At 61.7% G+C, this 26,998-nt stretch carries 29 protein-coding genes; 20 read left to right on the top strand and 9 right to left on the bottom strand.

The annotated features are described in order from the left end of the window. Nucleotides 1-73: 73 nt before the first annotated feature. The 4 genes from leuS to ACXADQ_RS06995 all read left to right on the top strand — a co-directional run bounded on the left by leuS (nt 74) and on the right by ACXADQ_RS06995 (nt 4,757). The gene (leuS, locus tag ACXADQ_RS07010) at nt 74-2,617 is read left to right on the top strand and encodes a leucine--tRNA ligase (RefSeq protein ID WP_475317589.1); all 2,544 of its coding nucleotides are present in this window, start codon (nt 74-76) and stop codon (nt 2,615-2,617) included. Next, nucleotides 2,604-3,092: an LPS assembly lipoprotein LptE gene (gene lptE, locus ACXADQ_RS07005; RefSeq protein ID WP_475317584.1), complete on the top strand. Its 489-nt coding sequence runs from the start codon at nt 2,604-2,606 to the stop codon at nt 3,090-3,092. Before leuS ends, lptE begins: the two co-directional genes overlap by 14 nt. Beyond that, on the top strand, nt 3,089-4,099 hold the full coding sequence (gene holA / locus ACXADQ_RS07000; RefSeq protein WP_475317578.1) for a DNA polymerase III subunit delta: 1,011 nt from the start codon (nt 3,089-3,091) through the stop codon (nt 4,097-4,099). Before lptE ends, holA begins: the two co-directional genes overlap by 4 nt. Before the next feature lie 70 nt (nt 4,100-4,169). Continuing rightward, entirely contained in the window at nt 4,170-4,757 is a 588-nt protein-coding gene (locus ACXADQ_RS06995; RefSeq protein ID WP_475317571.1) for a glutathione S-transferase family protein, read from the top strand. Nucleotides 4,758-4,811: 54 nt separating this feature from the next. Here ACXADQ_RS06995 and ACXADQ_RS06990 read toward each other — a convergent pair whose 3' ends face one another. Further along, nucleotides 4,812-5,984, bottom strand: a complete 1,173-nt coding sequence (locus ACXADQ_RS06990) for a TIGR03862 family flavoprotein (protein WP_475317568.1) — start codon at nt 5,982-5,984, stop codon at nt 4,812-4,814. Next, nucleotides 5,981-6,667, bottom strand: a complete 687-nt coding sequence (locus tag ACXADQ_RS06985) for a mechanosensitive ion channel family protein (RefSeq protein WP_475326042.1) — start codon at nt 6,665-6,667, stop codon at nt 5,981-5,983. The genes ACXADQ_RS06990 and ACXADQ_RS06985 overlap by 4 nt, the downstream gene beginning before the upstream one ends. 714 nt (nt 6,668-7,381) lie before the next feature. On the opposite strand from ACXADQ_RS06985, the gene ACXADQ_RS06980 reads away from it, so the two are divergent. Continuing rightward, a complete protein-coding gene (locus tag ACXADQ_RS06980) occupies nt 7,382-7,687 on the top strand; it encodes an HNH endonuclease family protein (RefSeq protein ID WP_475317566.1) in 306 nt (101 codons plus the stop codon). Nucleotides 7,688-7,789: 102 nt separating this feature from the next. On the opposite strand, the gene ACXADQ_RS06975 is transcribed toward ACXADQ_RS06980, so the two are convergent. Both ACXADQ_RS06975 and ACXADQ_RS06970 read right to left on the bottom strand, forming a co-directional pair. Next, nucleotides 7,790-8,395 (bottom strand): enoyl-CoA hydratase/isomerase family protein, encoded by a 606-nt coding sequence (locus tag ACXADQ_RS06975; RefSeq protein ID WP_475317558.1) that lies wholly within the window; start codon nt 8,393-8,395, stop codon nt 7,790-7,792. Further along, a complete protein-coding gene (locus ACXADQ_RS06970; RefSeq protein ID WP_475317551.1) occupies nt 8,392-9,138 on the bottom strand; it encodes an SDR family oxidoreductase in 747 nt (248 codons plus the stop codon). The genes ACXADQ_RS06975 and ACXADQ_RS06970 overlap by 4 nt, the downstream gene beginning before the upstream one ends. A 122-nt stretch (nt 9,139-9,260) precedes the next feature. Here ACXADQ_RS06970 and ACXADQ_RS06965 point away from each other — a divergent pair, with 122 nt between their 5' ends. The 6 genes from ACXADQ_RS06965 (at nt 9,261) to lpxK (ending at nt 15,247) form a co-directional block, all read left to right on the top strand. Further along, on the top strand, nt 9,261-10,322 hold the full coding sequence (locus tag ACXADQ_RS06965) for a hypothetical protein (protein WP_475317546.1): 1,062 nt from the start codon (nt 9,261-9,263) through the stop codon (nt 10,320-10,322). Nucleotides 10,323-10,335: 13 nt separating this feature from the next. Continuing rightward, entirely contained in the window at nt 10,336-10,776 is a 441-nt protein-coding gene (locus ACXADQ_RS06960) for a hypothetical protein (protein ID WP_475317540.1), read from the top strand. Nucleotides 10,777-10,895: 119 nt separating this feature from the next. Next, nucleotides 10,896-12,242: a TldD/PmbA family protein gene (locus ACXADQ_RS06955; RefSeq protein ID WP_475317534.1), complete on the top strand. Its 1,347-nt coding sequence runs from the start codon at nt 10,896-10,898 to the stop codon at nt 12,240-12,242. Further along, a complete protein-coding gene (locus ACXADQ_RS06950) occupies nt 12,229-13,017 on the top strand; it encodes an inositol monophosphatase family protein (protein WP_475317529.1) in 789 nt (262 codons plus the stop codon). Before ACXADQ_RS06955 ends, ACXADQ_RS06950 begins: the two co-directional genes overlap by 14 nt. A 20-nt stretch (nt 13,018-13,037) precedes the next feature. Further along, a complete protein-coding gene (locus ACXADQ_RS06945; RefSeq protein WP_475317523.1) occupies nt 13,038-14,255 on the top strand; it encodes a 3-deoxy-D-manno-octulosonic acid transferase in 1,218 nt (405 codons plus the stop codon). After that, nucleotides 14,255-15,247: a tetraacyldisaccharide 4'-kinase gene (gene lpxK / locus ACXADQ_RS06940; protein ID WP_475317517.1), complete on the top strand. Its 993-nt coding sequence runs from the start codon at nt 14,255-14,257 to the stop codon at nt 15,245-15,247. Before ACXADQ_RS06945 ends, lpxK begins: the two co-directional genes overlap by 1 nt. A 58-nt stretch (nt 15,248-15,305) precedes the next feature. Here the strand turns inward: lpxK and ACXADQ_RS06935 are convergent, their stop codons facing one another. Beyond that, entirely contained in the window at nt 15,306-15,800 is a 495-nt protein-coding gene (locus ACXADQ_RS06935) for a L,D-transpeptidase family protein (RefSeq protein WP_475317512.1), read from the bottom strand. Between the two features lie 5 nt (nt 15,801-15,805). After that, on the bottom strand, nt 15,806-16,894 hold the full coding sequence (ribA, locus tag ACXADQ_RS06930; RefSeq protein WP_475317507.1) for a GTP cyclohydrolase II: 1,089 nt from the start codon (nt 16,892-16,894) through the stop codon (nt 15,806-15,808). A 160-nt stretch (nt 16,895-17,054) separates the two neighbouring features. Here ribA and ACXADQ_RS06925 point away from each other — a divergent pair, with 160 nt between their 5' ends. The 9 genes from ACXADQ_RS06925 (at nt 17,055) to ACXADQ_RS06885 (ending at nt 24,057) form a co-directional block, all read left to right on the top strand. Then, entirely contained in the window at nt 17,055-17,741 is a 687-nt protein-coding gene (locus ACXADQ_RS06925; RefSeq protein WP_475317501.1) for a response regulator transcription factor, read from the top strand. Nucleotides 17,742-17,929: 188 nt separating this feature from the next. Further along, entirely contained in the window at nt 17,930-18,574 is a 645-nt protein-coding gene (locus ACXADQ_RS06920; protein ID WP_475317495.1) for a MarC family protein, read from the top strand. A 42-nt stretch (nt 18,575-18,616) separates the two neighbouring features. Beyond that, nucleotides 18,617-19,405: an exodeoxyribonuclease III gene (locus tag ACXADQ_RS06915; RefSeq protein ID WP_475317491.1), complete on the top strand. Its 789-nt coding sequence runs from the start codon at nt 18,617-18,619 to the stop codon at nt 19,403-19,405. A gap of 69 nt (nt 19,406-19,474) precedes the next feature. Next, nucleotides 19,475-20,401, top strand: a complete 927-nt coding sequence (locus ACXADQ_RS06910) for a tetratricopeptide repeat protein (protein WP_475317487.1) — start codon at nt 19,475-19,477, stop codon at nt 20,399-20,401. A 27-nt stretch (nt 20,402-20,428) separates the two neighbouring features. Further along, nucleotides 20,429-21,070, top strand: coding sequence for an LON peptidase substrate-binding domain-containing protein (locus tag ACXADQ_RS06905; RefSeq protein WP_475317484.1), 642 nt, complete (start codon nt 20,429-20,431; stop codon nt 21,068-21,070). Further along, the gene (locus ACXADQ_RS06900) at nt 21,067-21,246 is read left to right on the top strand and encodes a Trm112 family protein (RefSeq protein ID WP_475317480.1); all 180 of its coding nucleotides are present in this window, start codon (nt 21,067-21,069) and stop codon (nt 21,244-21,246) included. Before ACXADQ_RS06905 ends, ACXADQ_RS06900 begins: the two co-directional genes overlap by 4 nt. A gap of 114 nt (nt 21,247-21,360) precedes the next feature. Then, nucleotides 21,361-22,464: a chorismate synthase gene (gene aroC, locus ACXADQ_RS06895; RefSeq protein WP_475317476.1), complete on the top strand. Its 1,104-nt coding sequence runs from the start codon at nt 21,361-21,363 to the stop codon at nt 22,462-22,464. Further along, nucleotides 22,461-23,114: an HD domain-containing protein gene (locus tag ACXADQ_RS06890; RefSeq protein WP_475317474.1), complete on the top strand. Its 654-nt coding sequence runs from the start codon at nt 22,461-22,463 to the stop codon at nt 23,112-23,114. The genes aroC and ACXADQ_RS06890 overlap by 4 nt, the downstream gene beginning before the upstream one ends. A gap of 1 nt (nt 23,115) precedes the next feature. After that, on the top strand, nt 23,116-24,057 hold the full coding sequence (locus ACXADQ_RS06885; protein ID WP_475317472.1) for an AEC family transporter: 942 nt from the start codon (nt 23,116-23,118) through the stop codon (nt 24,055-24,057). Here the strand turns inward: ACXADQ_RS06885 and ACXADQ_RS06880 are convergent. The 3 genes from ACXADQ_RS06880 to ACXADQ_RS06870 form a co-directional block, all read right to left on the bottom strand. Then, nucleotides 24,054-24,923, bottom strand: coding sequence for a DMT family transporter (locus ACXADQ_RS06880; RefSeq protein WP_475317469.1), 870 nt, complete (start codon nt 24,921-24,923; stop codon nt 24,054-24,056). The two genes, ACXADQ_RS06885 and ACXADQ_RS06880, sit on opposite strands and share 4 nt — an antisense overlap. 73 nt (nt 24,924-24,996) lie before the next feature. Next, nucleotides 24,997-25,284, bottom strand: coding sequence for an HU family DNA-binding protein (locus ACXADQ_RS06875; protein ID WP_420568866.1), 288 nt, complete (start codon nt 25,282-25,284; stop codon nt 24,997-24,999). Nucleotides 25,285-25,419: 135 nt separating this feature from the next. After that, entirely contained in the window at nt 25,420-26,877 is a 1,458-nt protein-coding gene (locus ACXADQ_RS06870) for an AMP nucleosidase (protein ID WP_475326041.1), read from the bottom strand. Nucleotides 26,878-26,998 lie beyond the last annotated feature (121 nt).

Here is a 26,998-nt window from a genome sequence, read left to right as displayed (position 1 = left end):
GACCACAAGCCCGCGTGGGCCTATCACCCCTTCCGACACAGCGAATTCACGCTTTAGGAAAGGTCCGCCCGATATGACGCGCTATTCTGCCGGCGAAATCGAAGCCAAATGGCAAGAAGCCTGGGACAAGGCTGAAACCTTCAAGGCCGTCCGCAGCGACGACAAGCCGAAATACTATGTGCTAGAGATGTTCCCCTACCCCTCGGGACGCATCCATATCGGGCACGTGCGCAACTACACCATGGGCGACGTGATCGCGCGCTATAAGATGTCCACCGGGCACAACGTGCTGCACCCGATGGGCTTTGATGCCTTCGGGATGCCTGCGGAAAACGCGGCCATGGCCAGCGGTGGGCACCCCAAGGATTGGACGTACGACAATATCGACACCATGGTCGGCCAGATGAAGCCGCTGGGCTTTGCGCTGGATTGGACCCGGATGTTCGCGACCTGTGACCCGGAATACTATGGCCAGCAGCAATCGATGTTCATCGACTTCATCGAAAAGGGTCTGGTGTATCGCAAAAACGCCGTGGTGAACTGGGACCCGGTCGACATGACCGTTCTGGCCAACGAACAGGTGATCGACGGCAAGGGCTGGCGCTCGGGCGCCGAGGTAGAGCGCCGCGAGCTGACCCAATGGTTCTTCAAGATCTCTGATTTCTCTGAAGAGCTGCTGGACGCGCTGGACGGACTGGATGACTGGCCCGCCAAGGTGAAACTGATGCAGGCCAACTGGATCGGTAGATCGCGCGGGCTGCAATTCAGCTTTGAACGCACGGATGGGGGCGAGATCGAGGTCTATACCACCCGTCCCGACACGCTGATGGGCGCGTCCTTCGTGGGCATCTCGCCCGATCACCCGCTGGCCAAGGAACTGGAGGCCCAGCGCGCCGAGGTCGCGGAATTCTGCGCCGAGGCCCGCAAAGGCGGCACCACCGCCGAGGCGATTGAAACCGCTGAAAAGCTGGGCTTTGACACAGGGCTGACTGTCAAACACCCGCTGGACCCGAACTGGGAACTGCCGGTGTGGATCGCCAACTTCATCCTGATGGATTACGGCACCGGCGCGATTTTCGCCTGCCCGGCGCATGACGAACGCGACTTTGAATTCGCCACCAAATACGATCTGCCGATCATCCCGACCTTTGAACCCATCGAGGGCGACTATCCCGAAAACGCCGCCTTTGTGCCGGTGAAAACCGACAAAGTCCGCTATGTCAAAGGTTTCGCCGGGGCCGAGCTGCAAACCGGGGACGAGGCCGTGATTGCCGCCGTGGACCACTGCGAGGCGAACGGCATCGGTCAGGGCGTGACGAAATTCCGCCTGCGCGACTGGGGCCTGTCGCGTCAGCGCTATTGGGGCTGCCCCATCCCTGTTGTCCATTGTGATGACTGTGGCGTGGTGCCCGAGAAAAAGGAAAACCTGCCGGTTCGCCTGCCCGATGACGTCAGCTTTGACATCCCCGGGAACCCGCTGGACCGTCACCCGACGTGGCGCGATTGCACCTGCCCCAAATGCGGTAAGCCTGCGCAGCGCGAAACCGACACGATGGACACGTTTGTGGACTCCAGCTGGTATTTCGCCCGCTTCACTGCCCCGCGTGCCGACACGCCCACCGATCTGGCGGATGCGGAATACTGGATGAACGTCGATCAGTATATCGGCGGTATTGAACACGCGATTCTGCACCTGCTGTACTCGCGCTTCTTTGCCCGCGCGATGAGCATCTGCGGCCACCTGCCCGAGAAATCCAAAGAGCCGTTCAACGCCCTGTTCACCCAAGGCATGGTGACCCACGCGATTTACAAGACCACCGGCGCCGATGGCCGCCCCGTGTATCACTATCCCGAAGAGGTGACGCTGCGCGAGGGCAAGGGCTATCTGGAGGACGGGACCGAGGTGTCCATCGTGCCCTCGGCCAAGATGTCCAAGTCGAAAAACAACGTCGTGGACCCGGTGCAGATCATCCAGCAATACGGCGCCGATACCGCGCGCTGGTTCGTGCTGAGCGACTCGCCCCCCGAGCGTGACGTGGAATGGACCGCCGCAGGGGCCGAGGCTGCGGCCAAGCACCTGGCGCGTGTTTTCCGGATCGCCAATGACGTCGCGGGCATGGACGCCGCCGACAACGCCAAAGAAGACGAGGCCCTGCTGCGCGCGATGCACAAATGCATCCACGATGTGACTGGCGGGATCGAAAGCTTTGGCTTCAACGCCTCGATCGCGAAGCTCTATGGCTTCACCAACACCTTGGCGAAATCCAAGGCGGGCAAGGGCGCGAAAACCCAGGCTGCGCGGGTTCTGGCGCAGCTGATGTCGCCCATGACCCCCCACCTGTCCGAGGAAATCTGGCAGCTTTTGGGGGGTGAGGGCCTGATCGCCACCGCCGCGTGGCCCGTCGCGGATGAAAAGATGCTGGTCGATGATGCAGTCACCCTGCCGATCCAGATCAACGGCAAACGCCGCGCGGAAATCAGCGTGCCCAAGGATATGCCCAAGGAAGAGGTTGAAAAGCTGGCGCTGGCGCAGGATGCTGTGGTCAAGGCTCTGGATGGGGCCACACCGAAAAAGCTGATTGTTGTGCCCGGACGCATCGTGAATGTGGTTGTCTAAACGCCTTGCCTTGTTGATCTGCGCTGCGGCCGTTGCGGGCTGCGGCTTTGCCCCGGCCTATGGGCCCTCGGGTGCGGCCAGCAAACTGCAATCGCAAATCACCGTGGATGCGCCCAGCGACCGCGATCAGCAACTGCTGGTGCAAGAGTTGGAAAACCGGCTGGGGCGCGCGGCCTCGGGGCAGTATCAGCTGAGCTATGATTTGACCTATGATCAGGAACGCATGGCCGTGTCTGCGGACAACACCACCACGCGGTTCAACATCGTGGGTCAGGCCGACTATGCGCTGCGCGACGGGTACAGCCAGCAGGTGCTGACCCAGGGTACGGTTACGGGCTTTACCGGCTATTCCACCACGTCCAGCACCGTGGCGACGCGGGCCTCGGAACAAGACGCGCGGGAACGGCTGGCGGTGATGTTGGCTGATCGGATCGTGACCCGGTTGATCGCCGCCTCGCCGGAGATCGCGGAATGAAACTGTCGGGCCGCGAGGCCGCGCGGTATTTCTCGGCCCCTGACGCGGGCAAAACCGGGCTGTTGATCTATGGCGGTGATGCCATGCGAGTGGCCCTGAAACGCCAAGAAGTCATCGCCGCCCTGATTGGCCCGGCTGGCGAAGAGGAAATGCGCCTGACCCGTATCCCCGCTGGTGATCTGCGCAAAGATCCGGCCCTGTTGCTGGATGCGGTCAAAGAGATCAGTTTTTTCCCCGGGCCCCGTGTCGCCTTTGTCGAGGATGCCACGGACGTCAACGCCGCCAAGGCGATCCTGCAAGCGCTAGAGGACTGGGCCGAAGGCGACGCCCAGATCATCGTCAGTGCGGGCGCGCTGAAACCGGCCTCGAAAATCCGTAAGGCCTTCGAGGGGCACCCGAACGCTTTTGCCGCTGCCCTGTATGACGATCCTCCCACCCGCGAGGAAATCGAGGCCGACCTGGCGCGCGCCGGGCTGACCAAACTGGACAATGGCGTGATGCAGGATCTGACTGCTCTGGCCCGAGATCTGCCGCCCGGGGATTTCCGCCAGACACTGGAAAAACTGGCGCTCTACAAACGCGGCGATGATACGCCCGTGTCACCCGAGGATGTCAGTGCCTGCGCCCCTGCCTCGACCGAGGCCGCGCTGGATGACGTTTTGAACATCGTCGCCGAGGGCCGCACGGCCGAGCTGGACCCGGTGCTGAAAAAGATGCAGGCGCAGGGGGCCAACCCGGTGTCCTTGTGCATCGGCGCCACCCGGCATTTCCGCACGCTTTATGCCGTCGCCGCCAACCCCGGCGGCCGCGTGTTCATTCCCGGCAGCTTCAAACAAAAGGAACGGATGCAGCGCCAGGCGCAGGGCTGGGGCGCGGCCAAGCTGGAAAACGCGCTGACCATCCTGACGGACACCGATCTGAAACTGCGCTCGGCCGGGCAAACGGCACCGGCTATGGCGCTGGTAGAACGCATGTTGATCCGTTTGGCGATGCTAAGCCGACGTTAGGTTATTCTGGATATTTTCCGCCACTTTACCTTTCCTAGGGGGCGGAGAACGCGACAGCAGGGAGAACTCAATGTACCAAGTCATCGGCGAAACCTACAGCCGCGCCGCACGTGTCATGTGGATGCTCGAAGAACTGGGCCAGCCATATGAACAGATCAAGGTGGCGCCCCACTCTGAAGAAGCCTATGACCACAACCCCTCGGGCAAAATCCCGGCGCTGATCGACGGGGGAGAGGTGCTGACGGATTCAACCGCGATCCTGACCTATCTGGCCGACAAACATGGCGGTATGACCTATCCTGCTGGTACAATCGAACGGGCGCGCCAGGACGGCCTGACCAACATGATCCTGGACGAGCTGGATGCCGTGCTGTGGACCGGCGCGCGCCACAGCTTTGTCCTGCCCAAGGACAAGCGCCTGCCCGAGGTCAAAGAGAGCCTGAAATGGGAATATGCCCGCAACTGTGACCGGCTGGCGACCTATCTGAAGGGGCCGTTCCTGATGGGCGACAAGATGACGATCCCCGATATCATCGCGGTACATTGCCTGAACTGGGCGTTCTCGGCCAAGTTCCCGATGGAGAATGAAAAGCTGCTGGCCTATGCCAAGCAGTTGCGCGGGCGCGAGACGTTCCGGCGCGCGATGGGCAAGGCCTGAGTTGGAGGGGGGCGCTGCCCCCCGTCGCCTGCGGCGCCGTCCCCCGGAGTATTGTCAGAGCAAAGAAGGGCTTTGTGCAAGGGCATTTGCGGCGTGATCGCCCGCCCATTTTCCCGTGGCCAGGCAAGCGGTCAGCAGGTAGCCGCCCGTCGGGGCCTCCCAGTTCAGCATTTCGCCAGCCGCGAAGACGCCGGGGTGGGATTTGAGCATCAACTGAGGGGTAAGCGCGTCGAGGCGCAGGCCGCCGGCGGTGGAAATGGCCTCGTCCATTGGATAGGCGACCGACACAGGCAGGGGCAGGTTTTTCAGGGTCGGCGCCGGGTCCTTGGGCAGAGGGCGTGCGCATTCCATCACCAGCGCGCGTTTGACCGGGTCATGCAGAAGTTTGCGCAACCGGTTCGAGGTGCTTTGCTTGGGGTTGATTGCTGCGAATTTCCTGCGGATCTGATCCTCGGTCAGGTCGGGCATCAGGTCCAGCGTCAGCGCTGCGCCCTCTCGGATTGGTCGCGATACGGCATAGATCCCGCCGCCTTCGACACCACGCGATGACAGCACGAATTCAGCGCGGATATGGGTCTTGCCCGCCTTCAGGATCACGTTCTTCACGGGCTGTCCGAATTGCGGGATCATATGGTTTGACCAGTCCACATGAAATCCCATATTCGCCGGTTGAAAGGGGCTTAGAGTATCCGCGGGCAAGTGTTCGGACCATACCCCATCAGAGCCTAACCTTGCCCAACTCGCCCCGCCGCAGGCCAGGATCAGCACGTCGGGCCGTAGGGTTCGCGGGCCCTCAGGGGTGTCGAAAACGGGGCGTTCCAGCCCACTGACCCAGCGCCACCGCGTATGCAACACGACCCCTTGCGCGTCCAGGCGCCCCAGCCAATTGCGCAAAAGCGGCGAGGCTTTCATCACCTTTGGAAACACCCGGCCGGATGAGCCGGTGAAAACCTCTTGATCCAGCGCTTTGGCCCAGCGCCTCACGGCCTCGGGTGGGAAATCCCCAAGCATCGGGCGCAAGAACGGTGCGGCCTCGGCATAGGCGCTGAGAAACGTTTCAAAGGGTTCGTCCTTGGTCAGGTTCAACCCGGATTTCCCTGCCATCAGGAACTTGCGCGCCGGGCTGGGTTTGGCCTCGGCGACGGTCACGCGATGCCCGGCACGCGACAGCCGATCCGCCGCCATCAACCCCGCCGGCCCGGCCCCGATGACCAACGCTTGGCTCATTCCGGCAGGCCGTTTTTGAATTCGACCACACGATGCGGATAGGGAATTTCGATCCCGTTTTCTTTCAGCGCATTCCAGATCGCGAACAGCACTTTCGAGGTGTATTTGTTGCGCCCGTCATCAATGCCGTTCACCCAGAATTCCAGACAGAAATCCACACCGCTGTCGCCGAATCCGCGCAGCTCGCAATCGGGTTTTTCGGGGTCCGTCAGCACGAAGGGCAGCTTGGCCACCGCCGTTTCAATGATATCAGGAATGGAATTGATATCAGTGTCATAGCTGACGGAAAACGCTGCCTCATAGCGGTTGGCACTGCCCTGATCCGAGTAATTCACGACGCGGGTGGTGATGAAATCCTCGTTCGGGACAACAATCCAACGGCCATCAAAGGTTTCCAGAATCGCGGCGCGGGCGGTCATTTTGACGATGGTTCCGGCCTCGCCCCCGTCCAGTTCAACGTAGTCGCCAACCGTGGCCTGGCCCTCCAGCAACAGGATCACGCCCGAAATGAAGTTCGACGCGATTTTTTGCAGACCGAAGCCCAGACCAACGCCCACCGCACCGGTCAGCACCGCCAAAGAGGTCAGCGGGATGCCCATGATGTTCAGGAAAATCAGGAAGGCGACGCCGAAAATCCCGATCTCGGCCGCTTTCACCGCCAATTGTCGGGTCGCGGGGCGCATGGCCTCTTGTTTCTGGATCAGATTGACGGATTGGTCGTTCGACCACCGCCCCAGCCAGAAAATCACGCCCCCGACGACGACGAACCGGATCAGATCAAGCAGCGAAAACGATAGATTGCCAAGTGGCACCACTGCCCCGTCCAGCTTGGTCGTCGCCACCTCCAGCAGGCCCAGCGTATAGACCGCCGCAATCGGCAGCATCACATAGCGCCCCAGCAGCTTAAAGAACGCATCCTGAATGATCTCGCGTACCAGCAGACGCACCGCGATGAACAGAAAGACCCGTTTGCCAAAGGCAATCACAGCACCGCTGTCGAAAATCGACCGGACGACGCTTTCACCAATCCCGGTGAAAATCCACGCCAGCAGCGGCAGCAACAAGGGCAGGAACTGATGCAAAAACAGACGCGCCTTGGCAGTATAGCCCCCCTCGGCCGACGGGCTCAGGAACCGCGACAGGATCGGCTGCAAGCGCTTGTTGGCAAAACGCGCGGCAAACCAAGCCACCAGCAACAGGCCGAATTGCGACCATGCCTCGGGGCTCAACAACCAGCTTTGCGCCAGATCCCACAGCTGCAAGGCGTAGCCCGCAATCTCTTGCACGATCTCAGGCTGGTCCGACAGATCAAATTCCATACCGCCTAACTCCTTGAAATCCGGTACACTCGGTTCAAACCGTCATGCCGTGACATCCCACGCAACACAAGTGTTCCCATGAATTCAGCGCCCACCTGCCCGTTTTGCAACCGCCCAATCCCGCCAGGAGCGAAACAAAGCCTGCATCACCTCATCCCCAAGCTGAAAGGTGGCAAAGGCGGGCCCACGGTCCTGTTGCACCAGATTTGCCACAACGAGATCCACGCAGCCCTGACAGAAACAGAACTCGCGCGCGACTATTGCACGATCGAGGCGCTCAAATCGCATCCGCGCCTGGCCCGGTTCATCAACTGGGTCCAAAAACGTCCACCCGATTTCCATTCCAAAACCCCCGGCCCGCGCAGGGCCAAACGCAATCGCTAATTCTTCTTTTTCTAAATATCCCGGGGAGTTGCGCAGCGACGGGGGCAGAGCCCCCACTCACGCTCAACCTGCGAACCTTCTGGCCAAATACCCAAGAACTGATCAGCGGCACAACTCTTTGATCCCGGCTGCAATCTCGGGCTTGGCCGCCAGCGTATCTGCGGCAATCTCGCGCGCGGCGGCCACCACATCCCCCTCGATCACCCGATCCACCAGGCCAAAGCTCAGCGCTTCCTCGGCCAGGATCTTCTGCCCGCCCATCAGGATCAGCTTTGTGCGCGACGGCCCGATCAGCGCCGACATGCGTTTTGGATCCGAGGGCTGGGGCAGATATCCCAGCTTCATCACGGGATAGAAAAACTTGGCACCCGGCACGGCCAGCCGGATATCGCAGGCCAGCGCCATGCCGTTGGCCCCCCCTGCCAACGTGCCGTTCAGCGCCGCGATGGTCAGCCCCGGCAGAGCAGCCACGGCACCCGACAGACGCTCCCACAAAGGCGAGACCGCCAGCCCGGCGCGTGCCTCATCCAGATCCGCCCCGGCGCTGAACACCTTTCCAGCCCCGGTCAGGATCACCACGCGGGCCTCCTGCGCCTCCTCAAAGATCTCACACAGGCGTTCCAGCATCGCACCGGTCAGCGAGTTCGCCTTTTCCGGCCGGTTGATCGTCACGATCCACAGCCCGTCGTCCTTGGTCAGATCGATCATATCAGCCCCACCTCGCGTCGCACGTTCTCATCCCGCAATGAAACCTCTTGCCCGCACAGCTTGTCCCCTGCCGGGCCAGACATCCACAGCAGGCATTTGGCGACCCATTCGGGGGGGATGTGATCCTCCCACTCCAGTTGCGCCACCGGGCCCACGCCGCTGGCCTTGATTTCGCGTTGCATCTGGGTGGCCACGGTGCCGGGCGACAGGCCCATGATGCGCATGCCCTTATCCTGCATCTCGCGATCACCGCAGCGGGTCAGCATCGCCGCCCCGGCCTTGGAACTACAATAGTGGCTCCACCCGACCAGCGCGTTGTGCGCCGCGCCCGAGGAAATGGTGATTACCGTGCCGCCGCCATTCGCCATCATCGCCGGGGCCGCCGCGCGCATGCCGTAATACGGCCCCTTGAGGTTCACGTCGATCACGGCACCCCAGGCCTCGGGGTCTGACTCGGCCAGATCGGCCACGGGTTCGATCACTCCGGCATTGTTGATCAGGATATCCAGCCCGCCAAAGGTTTCGACCGCTGTTTGCACAGCGCGTTCAACATCTGCATAGACCGCCACATCACCCACGACTGCAGCACCCCCGATTTCCGAGGCAATCGCCTGGATCCGCTGACCCGAGCGCGCCATCAGCACCACATTTGCCCCGGCATGGGCGAAATCCCGCGCAGCCATCTCTCCGATTCCGCGGCTGGCGCCGGTGATCAGAACCGTCTTCCCTTTAAAATCGGCCATGTGCCCTCCATCTGTTGAACATGTGGTAAACTGCTGATCTGCAAGGGTCCAGCCGCTTGGGCCTTGACCCCCGGCGGCAATACTCAGAAGCTAGGCGCAATTTGATAAAGAGGAGGTTCAGTATGAAACATTGGACTGTTTTGAAATCCGGCACAGCTCTGGCAATTTGCATGACCGGATCGGCAGCTTTTGCCGATGTCACAGCCCAGGATGTCTGGAGCGCCTGGAAACAACAGATGACACAAGCGGGCTATGCCCTGTCCGCAAATGAATCCCTGTCGGGCGGCACACTGTCCGTGTCCGACATTTCCATGGACATCACCCTGCCCGAGGACGACGGCACCGTCAAAGTTACCCTGGATCGGTTCGAGTTTGTCGAAAACGGAGATGGCACCGTCAGCGTCAACCTGCCCAGCGTGATGCCGATTGGCGTGAATGTCGACTCCAAGGCCGATGGGAACGTGATCGCCAAGGCTGAGTATCGTTCGACCGGGATGACCTGGACCGTTGCCGGGAACCCGGACGCGATGACCCATATGCAAATGGCGCCCGGCGTCACCATTGCTTTTACCGGGTTGGAGGTCGACGGAGAATCCATTGACCTGGGTCAGCTGGAAATGACCCTGAACGACGTCAGCTTTCAATCCACCATGGCGATGGCCGGGACCATCACCCAAACCCAGATCGGTTCTGCCAGCGGGTTGACCTATGTGATCGACATGGAGGACCCCGAAGGCTCGGGCGACCGCATCAACCTGAGCGGTGGGATGAAAGACCTGGCGTTCAACGCCACATCCCAGACCCCCGAAGGCGTAGACATGCAGGACTTCGCGGGTGCCTTGGCAGCGGGCTTTGGCTTTGACGGCTCGTTTTCGCATGGCGGTGGCAACACCCATATCGAGGTGATGGGCGAAGGCGATGAATTCCGCGCGGACACGTCCTCGACCGGGGGCTCGGGCCGCGTGGCCATGGACTCGGGTAAACTGGTCTACGACATCAACGGCAGCGGGCTGAAAGTGGATGCCTTTACCTCGGAAATGCCGTTGCCGATCTCGTTTGAAATGGTCGAAAGCGCCTTCCGCCTGGTGATGCCTCTGGCAAAATCCGATGCCATCCAGGGTGTCGAGCTGGCGTTGAAACTGGGCGAATTCACCATGGCGGATATGCTGTGGGGTATTTTTTGACCCGACCGGCCAATTGCCCCGTGATCCGGCCACGATCGAGCTGGACCTGACCGGCGAGGTCAAGCTGACTCAGGACCTGATGGACGAAAAAGCCATGGCGCAGATGGGCGACACCCCCCCGGGCGAGCTGCATTCGGCCAAGGTCAACACCCTGACCGTGCGCGCTGCCGGGGCCGAGCTGACGGGCGATGGCGCCTTTACCTTTGATAACACTGACCTGACCAGCTTTGATGGGTTGCCCCGGCCTCAGGGCGTGCTGAACCTGATGCTGGTCGGCGGCAATGGCCTGCTGGATAAGCTGGTCGCCATGGGCTTTGTCCCCGAGGATGACGCCATGGGGGCCCGCATGATGATGGGCCTGTTTGCCGTGCCTGCGGGCGACGACGTGCTGACCTCGACCATCGAGGTGAACGAACAGGGTCACGTGCTGGCCAACGGGCAGCGGCTGAAGTAAGCTGCCCCCCAAGTGAATGCGACCGCGGGTCCCGGTGGCCCGCGGTTGTTTTTTGTCCCGTTGCTTGCACAGTGGTCCTGCGCGGATTACCTGAATGGCGCAGGAAAGAAAGAGCCCGAATGACCGACACGCTGGACATGTTGACCCAATCCTTGCTGGACGCCGCCAAAAAGGCTGGCGCTGATTCAGCCGACGCCATGGCCTTGTCCGGGACATCCCTGTCCATCGACGTGCGCGGGGGCGTGTTAGAGCAGGCAGAACGCTCCGAAGCGACGGATATCGGGCTGCGCGTTTTCATCGGGCAGCGCCAGGCAAATGTGTCGGCCTCGGACACGCGACCAGACACGATTGCAGCGATGGCCGAACGCGCGGTGGCCATGGCACGCGAAGCCCCCGAGGACCCACATATCGGCCTTGCAACACCCGATCAGCTGGCCGAAAACTGGGATCTGGACGCGCTGGAACTGTGCGACCCGACCCCCGAGCCTGAACCCGCAGATCTGCAATCGGATGCGCAAGCGGCCGAGGCTGCAGCCCTGTCCACGGACGGTGTAACCCAGGTCAGCGGTGCCAGCGCGGCCTATGGCAAACGGTTGATTCACCTGGCCACGTCGAACGGATTTTCGGGCGGCTATGCGCGCACGGATCGGGCGACCAGCTGTGTCGCCATCGCAGGCCAGGGCACGGGAATGGAGCGTGACTATGACGGCGATTCCCGCATTTTTCAGGCTGATCTGCGCGCCGCTGCCGATATCGGCCAGTCAGCCGGCCAGCGGGCCGTCGAACGGCTGAACGCCCGCAAACCGCAAACCGGCACCTATCCGGTTCTGTTTGATGAACGCATTTCTTCGTCGTTGATCGGCCACCTGCTGTCGGCCATCAATGGCAGCGCGATTGCGCGGGGCTCGTCCTGGCTGATGGACGCGATGGACCAGCAGGTTCTGCCTGCGCATCTGTCCGTGACCGAGGACCCCCACCGCGCCCGAGTACCGGCCTCGCGCCCGTTTGATGCCGAGGGCCTGCCAACCCAGAAACGCCAGATTGTCGAAAACGGCGTCCTGACCGGCTGGACACTGGACTTGGCCACTGCGCGCAAGCTGGGGCTGCAATCCACCGGGAACGCCGCGCGCGGGGTCTCGGCGCCGCCCTCGCCCTCGGTCTGGAATATCGCGCTGACGCAAGGCGACCAGACCCGCGCCGATCTGATCCGCGATATGGGCACCGGGCTGATCGTGACCTCGATGATTGGAGCGACGATCAACCCAAACACCGGCGATTATTCCCGCGGAGCCGCCGGGTTCTGGGTGGAAAACGGCGAGATCCAGCACCCCGTCAACGAATGCACCATTGCGGGCAACCTGCGCGATATGCTGCTGCGGATCATTCCTGCGAATGACGCCCGTTTGCACCTGTCCCGCGTCGTCCCCTCGCTGTTGATCGAAGGAATGACACTTGCCGGAGACTGATCTGGATCTGCTGACCGCTGCCGCGAAAGAGGCCGGGCGTATCGCCACGCGCTATTCCGGGAAGACGGCCAAGACCTGGCACAAGCCCGATGACCTGGGCCCTGTGACCGAGGCCGATCTGGCGGTCAACGACATGCTGCACGCCACGCTGGGCGGTGCGCGTCCGGACTACGGCTGGCTTTCCGAAGAAAGCGAAGACAACGAGACCCGCCTGACCCAAAACAAGGTGTTCATTATCGACCCGATTGACGGCACCCGCAGCTTTATCGAAGGCGCGGACACCTGGGCGCATTCTCTGGCCATTGCCGAAAACGGTGTGGTGACGGCGGCAGCGGTCTATCTGCCCTTGAAGGGCAAGCTGTACAGCGCGGCGGCGGGGCGGGGCGCGTTCCTGAATGGCGCGCCGATCAAGGCCTCGGATCGCAGCGACCTAAGCGGCGCCACCATGATCGCCGCCAAGCCCAACTTCCACCCAACCAACTGGCGTGGCCAGAAAGTGCCTGACGTGAAACGGGCCTATCGACCCTCGCTGGCCTATCGCCTGTCACTGGTGGCCGAGGGGCGCTTTGACGCGATGCTGACCCTGCGCGACAGCTGGGAATGGGACATCGCGGCCGGAGATCTGATCCTGCGCGAGGCCGGGGCAATCACCAGCGACAAACGCGGCGCTGCCTTGCGGTTCAACAACCCCTTTCCGCAGGTCAAAGGCGTGGTCGCGGCGGCCCCGGCCCTGCACGCGGATCTGGCCGGACGCCTGGCGCAATGGCCCGATTGATCCATATGGGGGCATAGATCATGGCTCGTTCGCTTAGCCTGACGGCCTATCTGGCGCTCAGTCGACGCGCCGCCCGCGCCCCGGCCAGATACCACGATCACCGCCCGGACGGCCCGGTCATTTGGGGGCATGCGAATTCGGCCTCCAAGGCGGCCTCATTGGTGCAGCTGGTGCGGCGTTTGCGGGCGCAGGGCACGTCCGTGTCGTTGATCCTGACCACCCCTGCGGATGTGCCTCGGCCTGACCATCTGAAATCCTATGTGATCTGGCAACACGCCCCCGAGGAGGTCAGCAGCGAAATCCGCCGTTTCCTGACCCATTGGGCGCCGGATCTGATGATCTGGTCCGGAGGCGGATTGCGCCCGGCGCTGCTCAACGCGGCCCATCGGCGCGAGATCCCGATGTTCCTAGTCGATGTGCGCGCCGATGCGTTCGAAAATGCTCGGTTTCAATGGTTGCCCGATGTGACCCGCACGGTTCTGGCCATGTTCGGTCAGATCATGGCCGTGGATGAACCCGCCCGCCGCAGATTGGGGCGCCTGGGTGTCCCCGGGGCCAAGGTCCTGGTCACCGGGCACCTGCAAGAGGCCGCCACAGCGCTGGACTGCGATGAACAAACCCGCGATGATCTGGCCGAGATGCTGGCGGGTCGCCCGATCTGGCTGGCGGCAATGGTGCAACCCGAAGAGCTGGACACCGTCCTGCAAGCACATCGCGCCACCCTGCGATACGCCCACCGACAGCTGTTGATTCTGGTGCCCGACGACGAAACGCGCGGTCCTAACTTTGAGGCCCGACTAGAGGCCGACGGCTGGCGCACCGCGATCTGGTCGCATGGGGACGAACCCGACGAAAACACGCAAATCCTTTTGGCCGATACACGCGGTGAGATGGGCCTGTGGTATCGAATGGCCCCCATCACCTTTATGGGCTCATCCCTGATTGCGGGCCATGGGGGGCGCGACCCGTTTGAACCGGCGGCCTTGGGCTCGGCCGTACTGTATGGCCCGAATGTCAGCCGCTATCTGCATGCCTATTCCCGCCTGGCCGAGGCCGGCGCCGCGCGGATCGTACGTGACGGAGAAACCCTGACAGGGGCCATTACCCGCTTGTCCGCCCCCGATCAGGCGGCCATCATGGCCCATGCTGCCTGGCAGGTCTGTTCAGACGGGGCCGAGGCGACAGATGAGTTGATGGCGCAGATCCAGGACATCCTGGATGAACAAGGGACGATGTGATGCAGCCTCCGCAGTTCTGGTACAGCCCGCCGGATCGCCCCAAATGGCAGGCGCGCCTGCTTGCGCCTTTGGGTCAGCTGTATGGGTATCTGACTCGGCGACGGCTGGCCAAGGGCACACCATATCGGGCGGGTATCCCCGTCATTTGCGTAGGCAATCTGAACGCAGGCGGCACGGGCAAGACCCCGACCACGATCGAGATCGTGCAGCGTTTGCAGGCCATGGGCGCGGTGCCCTGCGTCGTGTCGCGCGGCTATGGTGGCACGTTTGAGGGTCCGGTCGAGGTCAACCCCAATCAACACGGCGCCGGGGATGTTGGCGACGAGCCGCTGCTGATGGCGGCTTTTGGCCCGGTGATCGTCGCCAAGGACCGTGCAGCAGGCGCGCGTTTGGCCGAGGAAAAAGGCGCGGACGTGATCGTGATGGATGACGGGTTTCAAAACCCCGCGTTGGCAAAGGATCTGTCGATCATCGTGGTGGATGCCCATAAAGGGTTCGGGAATGGCCGTTGCATGCCAGCGGGCCCGTTGCGCGAGGGTGTCGCCGAGGGCTTGAAGCGGGCCGATCTGGTCTTGTCGATTGGCGACAGCGCTGCGCAGGACGGTTTTAGCAAGACCTGGTCCGATGCAATAATCGACCTGCCACATGTAACCGGCCATCTGGCGCCATTGGAAACCGGCATGGATTGGACGGATACGCCGTTTCTGGCCTTCGCCGGTATCGGCCATCCGGAAAAGTTCTTTCGGACCTTGCGCGCCTTGGGTGCGAATGTGATCCGCGCCGAGGCGCTGGATGATCATCAGGCCCTGACACCGGCCCTGATGGCGCGGTTGGAGAACGAGGCGATGCTGCGTGGGGCTCAGTTGGTGACGACCGAAAAGGACGCGGTGCGTCTGCCTGCGGATTTTCAGCAGAAGGTGATCACGCTGCCGGTGCGATTGCAGGTGGCGCAAGGGGATGCGTTGGACGCGGCTTTGCGGGCGCTGTTGTAGGGGGCGCTGCCCCCGGCCTGCGGCCTCCCCCGGAGTATTTTGCGAGCAAAGAAGCGGGTCAGCGGATGATCAGGCGGCTGGTCGTGCGCAGATTTTGGGTGATGAAGTGCAGGTGGGCGCGGCTGAAGGCGACGCAGCCAGCCGTGGGCCAGCCGGGGCGGCGCCATTGGTGCAGGAAGATGGCCGAGCCTTTGTAGGGCGTTGCGCTTGGGTAATTCCAGCCGGTCACGAGGATGAGATCATACATCGGGTCTGCGCGGCGCATCTGTTCGTGGCTATGGGGATAGGGCGCGCGGATTTGGCTGTTATAGGCCGGATCTGTGGGCGCATCGGACCACAGATCGCGCGGGCCTATGGGTTTCGCCTGCGGGGTCGGAGCGCTGAGGCGGTCCGCGCGATAGTAGATGTCGACGATGCGGTGGGTGCCGCGGGGGGTGGCACCGTCGCCCTCGGCCTTGGTGCTGGTCAGGCCGGCGCGCCCGATCGTGCAGGGAAAGCGGCGGTTCAGGAACCGGACATGGGTGGGCGTCAGGACAAGATCGTAGGCGTTCATCTGGGTCAGAGCAGGTGGCCGGACTTGGCGGCCTTGGTGGCCAGGTAGCCGCGATTGAAATGGGTTTCGCCGACCTTTAGCGGGACGCGGTCGGCGACGGTGATACCGTTTTTCTCCATCATCGCGATCTTGCGGGGGTTGTTGGTCAGCAGGCGGACGGTGCTGAAGCCCATGGATTTCAGGATTTGCGCGCCCAGTTTGAAATCGCGCTCGTCATCCTCGAAGCCCAGGCGATGATTGGCCTCGACGGTGTCAAAGCCCTGGTCCTGCAGAGAGTAGGCGCGCATTTTGTTGGCCAGGCCGATGCCACGGCCCTCTTGGTTCAGGTACAGCAATACGCCGGCGCCCTCGGTGCCCATCTGATCCAGAGCGGCGTGCAGCTGGGGGCCGCAATCGCATTTCAGGCTCCCCATCACATCACCGGTAAAGCAGGCCGAGTGCAGACGGGCCAGAACGGGTTTGTCCCGCGCGGGGGCACCGATTTCAAAGGCGTAGTGTTCCTCGCTGCCGTCCTCGGGGCGGAAGATATGCAGGCGGCCTTTTTCATGCGCCTCGACCGGCAAGCGGGCGCTGACCACAGGGTTGGGCAAGGGCGAGGCCGCAAGCAAGGGCTCGGCCAATGCGGTCTGCACCACCGTCAGCGCGTTCTGCCCGGCGAACCCTTCTGGATCTGACAAGGGCAGCATCACCACGGCGGGCAGCAAAAGCGCCGATTTGGCGAGGTTGATGGCCAAACGATGCGCCGAGACATCGCCCCCGCGTTGGGTGAACAAAGGCCCCTTCATCGGGGTTTTCAGATCATCCGCCGGGTCGGCCACGCCGTTGATCCACGACAGCGACACATCGGGTGGCAGGATCACGCGGGCCAGATCCACGTCATAACAGCGCGCCTTGAGCGTTTCAGCGCGGCGCGCGGTGATAGCCAGAACGGGCTCGCCGCCCAGCGCACGCAAATCGGCCAGGCGCTGCGCGGTCAGGGTTTCGGCCGCAATCACCAGCATTCCTTGCGCGCCAGACAGCACAACAGGCACCCCCATCCGCAGATCAGCGCGGGCGCGGGCCAGGATTTCTGTTACATCGGGCGCAAAGCTCATGTCGTGTTTCCGTCAATTTCCCCGAACATGTACGTCTTTTTCATGTGATTTGAAACATTTCCCGGGCGATAAACACGAGGCCGTGAGAGTTTTGCAGCATAACTTGTCGGAACAATTGTGTGACCTCATCTTTTTGTCATGAACCAAGGAGGGTCCGAACATGGGACAACTCAAGAAAATCCTGCTCGTCGATGATGACGAGGATCTGCGCGAGGCGCTGAGCGAGCAACTGGTCATGACCGAGGACTTTGACGTCTTCGAAGCCGGCGACGGCACCGGGGCCATGCAGAAAACCAAGGAAGGCCTGTATGACCTGATCATTCTGGACGTCGGCCTGCCCGATACGGACGGTCGCGAGCTGTGCCGCCTGATGCGCAAACAAGGAGTGAAAGCTCCTGTCTTGATGCTGACCGGCCATGATAGTGACGCCGATACCATTCTGGGGCTGGACGCGGGGGCGAATGATTACGTCACCAAACCGTTCAAATTCCCTGTCCTTCTGGCCCGCATCCGCGCCCAGCTGCGCCAGCACGAACAATCCGAGGACGCCGTGTTCCAGCTGGGGCCGTACAGCTTCCGCCCGTCGATGAAACTGCTGGTGACGGATGACGAAAAGAAGATCCGCCTGACCGAGAAGGAAACCAATATCCTCAAGTTCCTGTACCGGTCGACCGAGGGCGTCGTGCCCCGTGATGTGCTGCTGCACGAGGTCTGGGGCTATAACGCAGGTGTCACCACCCACACGCTGGAAACCCATATCTATCGCCTGCGCCAAAAGATCGAGCCCGATCCCTCGAATGCGCGACTTCTGGTCACCGAATCCGGGGGCTACAAACTGGTCGCCTGACGATTTGAGCCAGATCAAAGAAGCGCTTTTCGCGATTACGGTATAGATCATGCAACCCGTCGCATATGCGGGACATCATGTGCACCTCCCTGTTGGACTGACCCGGGTCATCGCCCGGGTCTTTTTTTGTTTTCAGCCGCGATCTGGATTGATCTAATGGTCCAAGCGAACAACAGGGCGGAACGGGCATGTTTGACACGGCCGAGTATGTGAAACTGATTGTGGCTTTGGTCGCGATCATTGATGTGCCGGGGAATGTACCGGTGTATCTGCAGCAAACCGGGCAGCTTTCCCCTGCGGGACGGCGATTGACGGCGGTGGTCGCGTCTGTCGCTACGGCTGCGATCCTTTTGTGTTTTGCATTGGTCGGCGAACAAATTCTGCAAAGCTTTGGCATCTCGATCGCGGCCTTCAAGATGTTGGGGGGCATCGTTGTTTTGCTGATTGCCCTGGACATGTTGGGGCTGACCGGCAGCGAGACTCCCGAAAACACCCGAGCAGTCGGTGACAATCCCGTCACAATTGGCGTCTTTCCCTTGGCTGTTCCCCTGTTCGCTGGACCGGGTGCGATCACGGCGGTAATGGTCTACGCACACGAGGATTTTCACACGCAGGCGGGGATGCATGACGTGCTGGTCGTTGCCGTGATCCTGACGGCGGCGGTTGTCATGCTGGTAGGGCTGTTGATGGCCTCGGCCCTGGGGCGCTTGATTGGTCCCGTGACGCAGGTCGTGCTGAACCGCCTGCTGGGCATGATCGTTGGCGCGCTGGGGGTCGAGTTCATCCTAGAGGGCGTGGCCGAGTTCTTTCCCACGCTTGCTGGTGCTGGATAGCAGCCTGTGCTAGGCCCAAATTGAAACAACCGGAGTCCCCAAATGCCCTTCACGCTTGCCACTTGGAACATCAACTCGGTCCGTCTGCGCGAACCGATCGTTTGCAAGCTGTTGGCCGAGGAAGGCCCCGATATCCTGTGCCTGCAGGAATGCAAAAGCCCGGTGGAAAAGATCCCGCTCGAACAGTTCCACGCGCTAGGCTACACCCACATGGTGGCGCGCGGGCAGAAGGGATATAACGGCGTCGCGATCCTGTCCAAACTGCCGATCGAGGATGCCGGCGATCAGGATTTCGCCTCTCTGGGCCATGCCCGTCACGTTGCCGGACGGCTGGAAAACGGGGTGACGATCCACAATTTCTATGTCCCTGCAGGCGGCGATAAACCCGACCGTGAAATCAACGAGAAATTCGGCCAGAAACTGGACTACCTGACCGAGATGCGCGACTGGTTTCATTCAGACGCACCGGAAAAATCCATCCTGGTCGGGGATCTGAACATCGCCCCGCGCGAGGATGACGTGTGGTCGCATAAACAGCTGCTGAAAATCGTCAGCCACACCCCGATCGAGGTGGACCACCTGACCGATGTGATGGAGGCCGGAAAATGGGTCGATATCACCCGGCAAGACATCCCCTCGGGGCAGCTGTATTCGTGGTGGTCCTACCGCGCCAAAGACTGGAGCGCCGCCGACAAGGGCCGCCGTCTGGATCATGTCTGGGCCACGCCCGACATTTCCAACGCCGCCCACGGCAGCCGCATCCTGCGCGACGCCCGTGGCTGGGAAAAACCCAGCGACCACGCCCCGGTCTTTGCCACGTTCGATCTGTAACTGACGGGTTGTTCCCGGCCCGTGCAGGCCTCATATATGTCCCAACTCAATCCGTAAGGACGATCTGACATGCTGGAACTTGGACAAAACGCTGCCCCTGCGGGCGATCTGATCAAGGACGTGACCGAAGAAAACTTCATGGCCGATGTTATCGAGGCCTCGAAAGACGTACCGGTGATCGTCGATTTCTGGGCCACCTGGTGTGGGCCCTGCAAAACCCTGGGCCCGATGCTGGAGGAGGCGGTCACCCGCGCCAAAGGCGCCGTGAAAATGGCCAAGATCGACGTGGACCAGAACCAACGGCTGGCGCAGGCGTTGGCTCAGCAGGGTCTGCCTTTGCAATCGATCCCGACCGTCGTGGCCTTTGTGAAGGGGCAGCCGACTGATATGTTCCAGGGCGCTGTTCCGGCCTCGGAAATTGAGGCCTTTATCAAACGCGCCATCGAGGCCGCAGGCGGGGATGCCAGCGGTGGTCTGGATGATGCGCTGGCCGCAGCCGAAGAAATGCTGGCCGAAGGCGCTGTGGAAGACGCCGCGCAGGTTTTTGCCGCCGTGCTGCAAGAGGATCTGGAAAACGCCGAAGCCTATTCCGGTCTGGTCCGCTGCCACTTGGCCGCCGGAGATCTGGATCAGGCCGAGGTCGCACTGAACGGTGTGCCTGCCACTCTGGCCAATGCGGCCCCGATCGAGGCCGCCCGCGCCCAGCTGGAGCTGGCCCGTCAGGCCGCAAACTCCGGCCCGCTGGACGAATTGCGCGCCGCGCTGGAGGCAGACGCCGCAAACCATCAAGCCCGGTTCGATCTGGCGCAGGCCCTGCACGCTGATGGTCAGATCGAAGAAGCCGTCAACGAACTGCTGGAGCTGTTCCGCCGCGATCGTGAATGGAATGACGGCGCGGCCAAGGCCCAGCTGTTCACGATCTTTGATGCGCTGCCGGCGAACGACCCTGTGGTCTTGAACGGTCGGCGCAAGCTGAGCTCTTTGATATTTGCCTGATCCGCTTGGCGGGCTAATTATGGCGTCATGGCTCTGAATTTCGACCTTCCCGCGATCCTGCCGGTCTTTCCCTTGTCCGGGGCGCTGCTGCTGCCCCGGTCACGCTTGCCGCTGCACATCTTTGAACCGCGTTACCTGGCGATGCTGGATGACGCGCTGAAAACACCCGAGCGGCTGATCGGCATGATCCAGCCTTGTATTGATTGCGGACCGGGCGAGCGTCTGCACCAGATCGGCTGTGCGGGCCGGGTCACCCAGTTTTCCGAAACCGAGGACGGGCGGTATATGATCACCCTGTCTGGCATCTCGCGCTTTCGCGTCATCGAAGAGCTGGAGGGCTTTACCCCCTATCGCCGGTGCCGCGTGATTTGGGATGATTTCTCCCGCGATCTGGGCCCCGAGGAAAAGGATACCGCCTTTGATCGGCCCGTTTTTCTGGAGTCACTGTGCCGGTATTTCACCAAACAAGGATTGGAAACCGACTGGGACACGCTGGAAAACGCGGATGACGAGCTGCTGATCAACTCGTTGTCCATGCTGCTGGACCTGGACGCCGAGGACAAGCAAGCCCTGCTGGAAGCCCCGTGTTTGGAAACCCGTCGTGAAACTCTTGTCACGCTGATTGAATACGCGCTACGTGGCGGTGACGGAGAGGAAATTATGCAATGACCGACACCCCCTTTGACCGCCGTATGCTCGAGGCGCTGATCTGCCCGGTGACCCACGCCAAACTGACTTATGACGTCGAGGCGCAGGAATTGATCAGCAAGTCCGCCAATCTGGCCTTTCCGATCCGCAATGGCATCCCCGTGATGCTGGTCGACGAGGCCCGCGCGCTGGACTGATCCGTCTGAACTTCATGTAAAATCGTCTGCTGCCCCCTTGTCTGGGCGGTTTTGTCTCGGTGGCTCTTTTCCAACCGCGCGACTTTGGGTAAGGAACCACCAAAGGAGCGCCCCATGAGCATGAATTCTTTCGGTCATCTTTTCCGCGTCACCACCTGGGGCGAAAGCCACGGGCCTGCCTTGGGCGCAACCGTGGACGGGTGCCCTCCGGGGGTCGCACTGACACCCGAGATGCTGCAACACTGGCTGGACCAGCGCAAACCGGGCACCAGCAAATACACCACCCAACGACGCGAGCCCGACCAGGTGAAAATCCTGTCCGGCATGTTCGAAGGCCAGACCACGGGCACGCCCATTCAGCTGATGATCGAAAACACCGATCAGCGCTCGAAGGACTACGGCGATATCGCCGAAAAATTCCGCCCTGGCCACGCTGACATCACCTATTGGCAGAAATACGGCATTCGGGACTATCGCGGTGGCGGGCGCTCGTCTGCTCGTGAAACCGCGGCCCGCGTGGCCGCCGGTGGTGTCGCGCGCGAGGCGATCAAGGCCATGGTGCCGGGTGTGGAAATCAAAGGCTACATGACCCAGATCGGCCCGCATGGCATTGATCGCGACCGTTTCGATTGGGATCAGATCGATCAGAACCCGTTCTGGTGCCCCGACGCCACTACCGCCGGTGACTGGGCCGATTACATGGACGCGCTGCGCAAATCCGGCAATTCCGTCGGCGCCGTGGTCGAGGTTGTCGCCAAAGGCGTGCCCGCCGGTCTGGGTGCGCCGGTCTATGGCAAAATCGACACCGATCTGGCCGCCGCGATGATGTCGATCAACGCTGTGAAGGGCGTTGAGATCGGCGAGGGCATGAACGCCGCCTGCCTGACTGGTGAAGAAAACGCTGACGAGATCTTCATGGGCAATGACGGTCAGCCGGTTTACTCGTCCAACCATGCGGGTGGCATCCTGGGCGGTATCTCGACCGGGCAGGACCTGGTGGTGCGCTTTGCGGTGAAACCAACCAGCTCGATCCTGAAAACCCGCCAGACCATTACCAAATCGGGTGAAGCCGCCGAGATCATCACCAAGGGTCGCCACGATCCTTGCGTCGGTATACGCGCCGTTCCCGTGGGCGAGGCGATGATGGCCTGCGTGATCCTGGATCATTTGCTGCTGCATCGCGGACAGATCGGCGAAAACCGGGGCAAAATCGGGTGAGCGAGCCCCTGCGCCAACAGCTCCGCCATATTGCGGCGGCGGAGATGGCGCAGGACGCAGCGCATGATCTGGCGCATCTGGATCGGGTCTGGCTGACCTGCATGGAAATCGCAGACACCATGGATGTTGACGAGGTGCCGCTGATGGCCGCCGCCTATCTGCACGACCTGATTAACCTGCCCAAGGACGCGCCGAACCGGGCGCAGGCCTCTACCCTGTCCGCACAGGCCGCCGCGCCGCATATGCGCGCCTTGGGGCTGACGGACGCTCAGATCCTAAGCGCCCAGCACGCCATCGCCGCACATAGCTTTTCCGCTGGAATAGAGCCTAAATCAGACACTGCGCGCATCCTGCGAGATGCGGATCGGCTGGACGCCCTGGGCGCGATCGGCATCGCGCGCACCTTTGCCGTTTCGGGGCAGTTGGGGCGCAGCTTCTATGACCCCGAAGACCCGTTCGCCACAGCGCGCGATCTGGATGACGGTCAATTTGCGCTGGACCATTGGCCAGCCAAGCTTCTGCGGTTACCCCAAGACATGCTGACCAAGCGCGGTCGACAAATTGCCCAGGCGCGCGCGTCGACCATGCTGGATTTCATTTCACATCTCGCGGCAGAAATTGGCGCCGCGCCGCCGTCTCGTTGGAGCTGACATGCTGGACATCCTAACCATCACCTTTCCCATTTTCGCGGCCATCGGGCTGGGCTTTGCTGGTGTGAAATACCAGCTGTTTGCGCAGTCCGAAATGCGCACCCTTGGGAAATACGTGATGAATATCGCGCTGCCTGCGCTGCTGTTCAGCGCCGTCGGGCGCCGGGACCTGTCCGAAGTGCTGAACTTCAGCTATATGACCGCCTTTCTGGCCGGTGGGGTGGTGACAATTGCCGTAATCTATTCGGTGCTATGGGTGCAGGGCGTAGGGCCGGCGCGGCGCGGCATCGGGGCCCTGGGCGCGTCGAGCCCGAACTCGGGCTATGTGGGATATCCGGTCATGTTGCTGCTGTTCCCGGATCAGGCTGGCGTGATCCTGGCGCTGAACTTCGTGATCGAGAATTTCTTTATCATCCCCATCTGTCTGGTCCTTATGGAACTGTCGCGCAAAGAGGAGCACGCCTCTTTGGGGCGGATGCTGGGCAACCTGTTCCTGTCGGTGATCAAACGCCCGATGGTGCTGGGTCTGTTGGGGGGTTTTGCGCTGATGCTGTCGGGGATCGAGCTGCCCTCGGGGGCGGATCGCTTGCTGGATATGCTGGCGGCGTCGGCCTCGGCGCTGGCGCTGTTCGTAATCGGTGGCACGCTGGTGGGGCTGCCCATTCGCGGGAACACCGGGCTGGCCGCTCAGATCATGGTGGGCAAGCTGATCCTGCATCCCGCGATGGTTTTTGCGGCCGCTGCTTTGGTTCCGCTTTTGGGGCTGCCCGCGCTTGGGGCCGACATGCACAGTGCGGTCGTCCTGTCCGCAGCCATGCCGATGTTTGGGATCTACACCGTTCTGGCGCAGGAATACGGGCACGAGGGCGTGGCCTCGATTGCCTTGCTGGGGGCGACATTCGGCGCGTTCTTTACCCTGTCGGCGCTGCTGGCGATCCTCTAGGCCGTCTGCTGCTTGGACAGCTGCACCGCCAGGATGCCCAGCGCAATGGCAGCAACGCCGACCACATCCAGCAGACCCAGGCTTTCCCCAAGCAGCACCGCTGCGACGGCCACCCCGAAGAACGGGTTCAGAAAGTGGAAGGTCGAGGCTTTGACTGCGCCAATCCGGTTCACCAGCCAGAACCACACCCAGGTGGCCGTCAGGCCGGGCACCAGCGTCGTATAGATAAAGGCGACACCCAGCTGCCAGGTCAGATCAAACGACAGGTCCTCCATCAGCGCAGCCGGGACCGCCAGGATCACCGAACCGACCAGCATTTGCAGACCGACGATCATCATCACATTGCCGCCCGAGGACGCACCGCGCACCGACAAAGTCGCCACGGTCAGCGCGATTGCCGCGATAAAGCAAAGCGCCAGCCCGACGCGATCCACCTCGCCCTCGAGCCGCGCGCCCATGATCACGATCACCCCGACCACACCAAGCACCAACCCGGCGACACCCATCTTGGGCAGCCGATCCTGAAAGATGATCCACCCGGCCAGCGCGACCATCAACGGCATCGTCGAAGCCACAATCGAGGCCAGGCTGGCCTCGATCGTCTGCATAGCCACAAAGTTCAGACCCAAATACAGCGCGTTCTGACAGATGCCGAACAGGATCGTCGCCTTCCATTGCGCGCGGGTCAGGCGAAATCTTTGGCCCAGCGCCAAGGCGATCCCAACACCAATCAGACCCGAGATCAGGAACCGCAGTGACAGCGACCCCATGGGCGGGGCATATTGCACGATCACCCGCGCCGAGGTGAACGCCGAGGACCACATGAACGCAAAGGCCATGCCCAAACCGATTGCTCTGATATCCACCCGTGTTCTCCTGAAATTGAAAAGGGCCGCCCCATCAGGACGACCCTTTCCGAAACTTTGATCAAATGCAAGATCAGGCGTTCACGCTGTCCTTCAGCGCTTTGGCGATGGTCATCTTGACCACCTTGTCGGCCTCTTTCTTGATTTGCTCGTTGGTGGCGGGGTTGCGCACCATGCGCTCGGGGCGTTCGCGGCAATAGATTTTGCCAACGCCGGGCAGGGTCACCGCACCACCGCCGGAAACTTCACGGGTGATGATGGTGGTCACGGCTTCAAGCGCGGCACCAGCGGCCTTTTTGTCCACGCCCATTTCTTCGGCCAGTGCAGCAACCAGCTGAGTTTTGGTCAAAGGTTTGGTCATTCTTGTTGTTCTCCTTCATTTGCCCGATTTCTAGGGCCTCATTGCGCGGCATTTAACTGTATGTCGTGGGCGAACACAACGAATTGTGTCTTTGAACCCTATAAAAACATACGTTTTGTGGCATCTGACGCGAAGTCACAGGAAGGCGGTCTCGTCGAAACTGCGCAGCTTCCGGCTGTGAATACGCTCCAGCGGCATGTCTCTTAACCGCTCCATCGCCCGAATGCCAATCAGCAAATGGCGCGAAACCTGCGTTTTGTAGAAATCACTGGCCATTCCCGGCAGTTTCAGCTCTCCGTGCAGCGGTTTATCGCTGATGCAAAGCAAAGTGCCGTAGGGCACGCGGAACCGGAACCCATTTGCGGCAATCGTTGCGCTTTCCATGTCCAGAGCAACGGCGCGCGATTGCGACAGGCGCTGGACCGGGCCGGTATGATCGCGCAGCTCCCAGTTTCGGTTGTCCAGGCTGGCGACGGTGCCGGTACGCATCACGCGTTTCAGATCATAGCCCTCGAGCGTGGTTTCATCCTCGACCGCTTGTTCCAGGGCGATCTGGATCTCGGCCAGCGCGGGCACGGGCACCCAGACAGGCAGGTCATCATCCAGCACCTTGTCCTCGCGCAGATAGGCATGCGCCAGCACGAAATCCCCAAGGCTCTGGCTGGAGCGCAGCCCCGCGCAATGCCCCACCATGATCCACGCATGTGGCCGCAGCACCGCGATATGGTCGGTCGCCGTTTTCGCGTTAGACGGACCCACCCCGATATTCACCAATGTGATCCCGGCGCCATGTTTGCGTTTTAAATGATAGGCCGGCATCTGGGGCATCTTGTCGGTCGCGGGCAACGGATCATCCGGGCCGGTGATCTGGACATTCCCGGTGCTGACAAACGCGGAATAGCCGCTGTCCGGATCGGCTAGCATCCGGCGGGCATAGGCCTCGAATTCGGACACATAGAACTGGTAGTTGGTGAACAGCACGTGGTTCTGAAAGTGATCCGGGTCGGTGGCGGTGTAGTGCGACAGCCGCGCCAGCGAATAATCTACCCGCTGCGCCGTAAACGGGGCTAAGGGGCGCGTGCCATCGGGTGGCACCGAATAGGTGCCATTCACGATGTCATCATTGGTGGTCCCCAGATCCGGCACATCGAACACATCGCGCAGGGTAAAGGCCGCCGCGCCTTCCTGCGGCACGGTCGCGCCTCCGACGGCCATCGCGAAATGCACCGGCATCGGGGTGGTTGACACGCCAATCACCACCGGCACCCCATGGTTTTCAATCAGCAGACCGATCTGCTGTTCTAGGTAATGGGAAAACAAATCAGGTCGGGTGATCGTTGTCGCATAAGTCCCTGGTTCCGCAACGTGACCAAAGCTGAGACGCGAATCAATCTGGGCAAAGCTGGTCGTGGTGATCCGAACCTCGGGATAGAACGCCCGAAAGCGCACTGTCGCATTCCCATCGCGCATGGCTTGGGCGAACCTCTCTTGAAGAAAGTCCACCGCGCCTTGGTACAGCTCTTGCAGGCGCGTCACAGCGGCCTTGGGGTCGTCAAAGACCTGCGCAATCGGCAAATCAGGGGTTTCGATCATGGGGTCCTGTGCGGTCGGGGTCATGTGCGCCTCTCTTTTCGAGGACGTTGACACGACCACGACCCACGTTCAAGCCGCGTGGCGCCTTGGAGGCAGCCGCAAAACCACCCCCAAGCCTGCC

The organism is Thalassovita sp. ABM4_323 (assembly GCF_056158665.1).
This window is presented reverse-complemented; position numbering and strand designations above follow the sequence as displayed.

Coding starts and splice junctions, on each gene's coding strand:
- ACXADQ_RS06920 (WP_475317495.1), top strand. CDS start 17,930: ATGTTTGACACGGCCGAGTATGTGAAACTGATTGTGGCTTTGGTCGCG.
- ACXADQ_RS06885 (WP_475317472.1), top strand. CDS start 23,116: ATGCTGGACATCCTAACCATCACCTTTCCCATTTTCGCGGCCATCGGG.
- ACXADQ_RS06995 (WP_475317571.1), top strand. CDS start 4,170: ATGTACCAAGTCATCGGCGAAACCTACAGCCGCGCCGCACGTGTCATG.
- ACXADQ_RS06965 (WP_475317546.1), top strand. CDS start 9,261: ATGAAACATTGGACTGTTTTGAAATCCGGCACAGCTCTGGCAATTTGC.
- ACXADQ_RS06945 (WP_475317523.1), top strand. CDS start 13,038: ATGGCTCGTTCGCTTAGCCTGACGGCCTATCTGGCGCTCAGTCGACGC.
- ACXADQ_RS06990 (WP_475317568.1), bottom strand. CDS start 5,984: ATGAGCCAAGCGTTGGTCATCGGGGCCGGGCCGGCGGGGTTGATGGCG.
- ACXADQ_RS06970 (WP_475317551.1), bottom strand. CDS start 9,138: ATGGCCGATTTTAAAGGGAAGACGGTTCTGATCACCGGCGCCAGCCGC.
- lptE (WP_475317584.1), top strand. CDS start 2,604: ATGTGGTTGTCTAAACGCCTTGCCTTGTTGATCTGCGCTGCGGCCGTT.
- ACXADQ_RS06925 (WP_475317501.1), top strand. CDS start 17,055: ATGGGACAACTCAAGAAAATCCTGCTCGTCGATGATGACGAGGATCTG.
- ACXADQ_RS06910 (WP_475317487.1), top strand. CDS start 19,475: ATGCTGGAACTTGGACAAAACGCTGCCCCTGCGGGCGATCTGATCAAG.
- ACXADQ_RS06875 (WP_420568866.1), bottom strand. CDS start 25,284: ATGACCAAACCTTTGACCAAAACTCAGCTGGTTGCTGCACTGGCCGAA.
- ACXADQ_RS06955 (WP_475317534.1), top strand. CDS start 10,896: ATGACCGACACGCTGGACATGTTGACCCAATCCTTGCTGGACGCCGCC.
- leuS (WP_475317589.1), top strand. CDS start 74: ATGACGCGCTATTCTGCCGGCGAAATCGAAGCCAAATGGCAAGAAGCC.
- ACXADQ_RS06900 (WP_475317480.1), top strand. CDS start 21,067: ATGACCGACACCCCCTTTGACCGCCGTATGCTCGAGGCGCTGATCTGC.
- ACXADQ_RS06870 (WP_475326041.1), bottom strand. CDS start 26,877: ATGATCGAAACCCCTGATTTGCCGATTGCGCAGGTCTTTGACGACCCC.
- ACXADQ_RS06985 (WP_475326042.1), bottom strand. CDS start 6,667: ATGCGCCCCGCGACCCGACAATTGGCGGTGAAAGCGGCCGAGATCGGG.
- ACXADQ_RS06980 (WP_475317566.1), top strand. CDS start 7,382: ATGAATTCAGCGCCCACCTGCCCGTTTTGCAACCGCCCAATCCCGCCA.
- ribA (WP_475317507.1), bottom strand. CDS start 16,894: ATGAGCTTTGCGCCCGATGTAACAGAAATCCTGGCCCGCGCCCGCGCT.
- ACXADQ_RS06975 (WP_475317558.1), bottom strand. CDS start 8,395: ATGATCGATCTGACCAAGGACGACGGGCTGTGGATCGTGACGATCAAC.
- lpxK (WP_475317517.1), top strand. CDS start 14,255: ATGCAGCCTCCGCAGTTCTGGTACAGCCCGCCGGATCGCCCCAAATGG.
- ACXADQ_RS06935 (WP_475317512.1), bottom strand. CDS start 15,800: ATGAACGCCTACGATCTTGTCCTGACGCCCACCCATGTCCGGTTCCTG.
- ACXADQ_RS06915 (WP_475317491.1), top strand. CDS start 18,617: ATGCCCTTCACGCTTGCCACTTGGAACATCAACTCGGTCCGTCTGCGC.
- ACXADQ_RS06905 (WP_475317484.1), top strand. CDS start 20,429: ATGGCTCTGAATTTCGACCTTCCCGCGATCCTGCCGGTCTTTCCCTTG.
- holA (WP_475317578.1), top strand. CDS start 3,089: ATGAAACTGTCGGGCCGCGAGGCCGCGCGGTATTTCTCGGCCCCTGAC.
- aroC (WP_475317476.1), top strand. CDS start 21,361: ATGAGCATGAATTCTTTCGGTCATCTTTTCCGCGTCACCACCTGGGGC.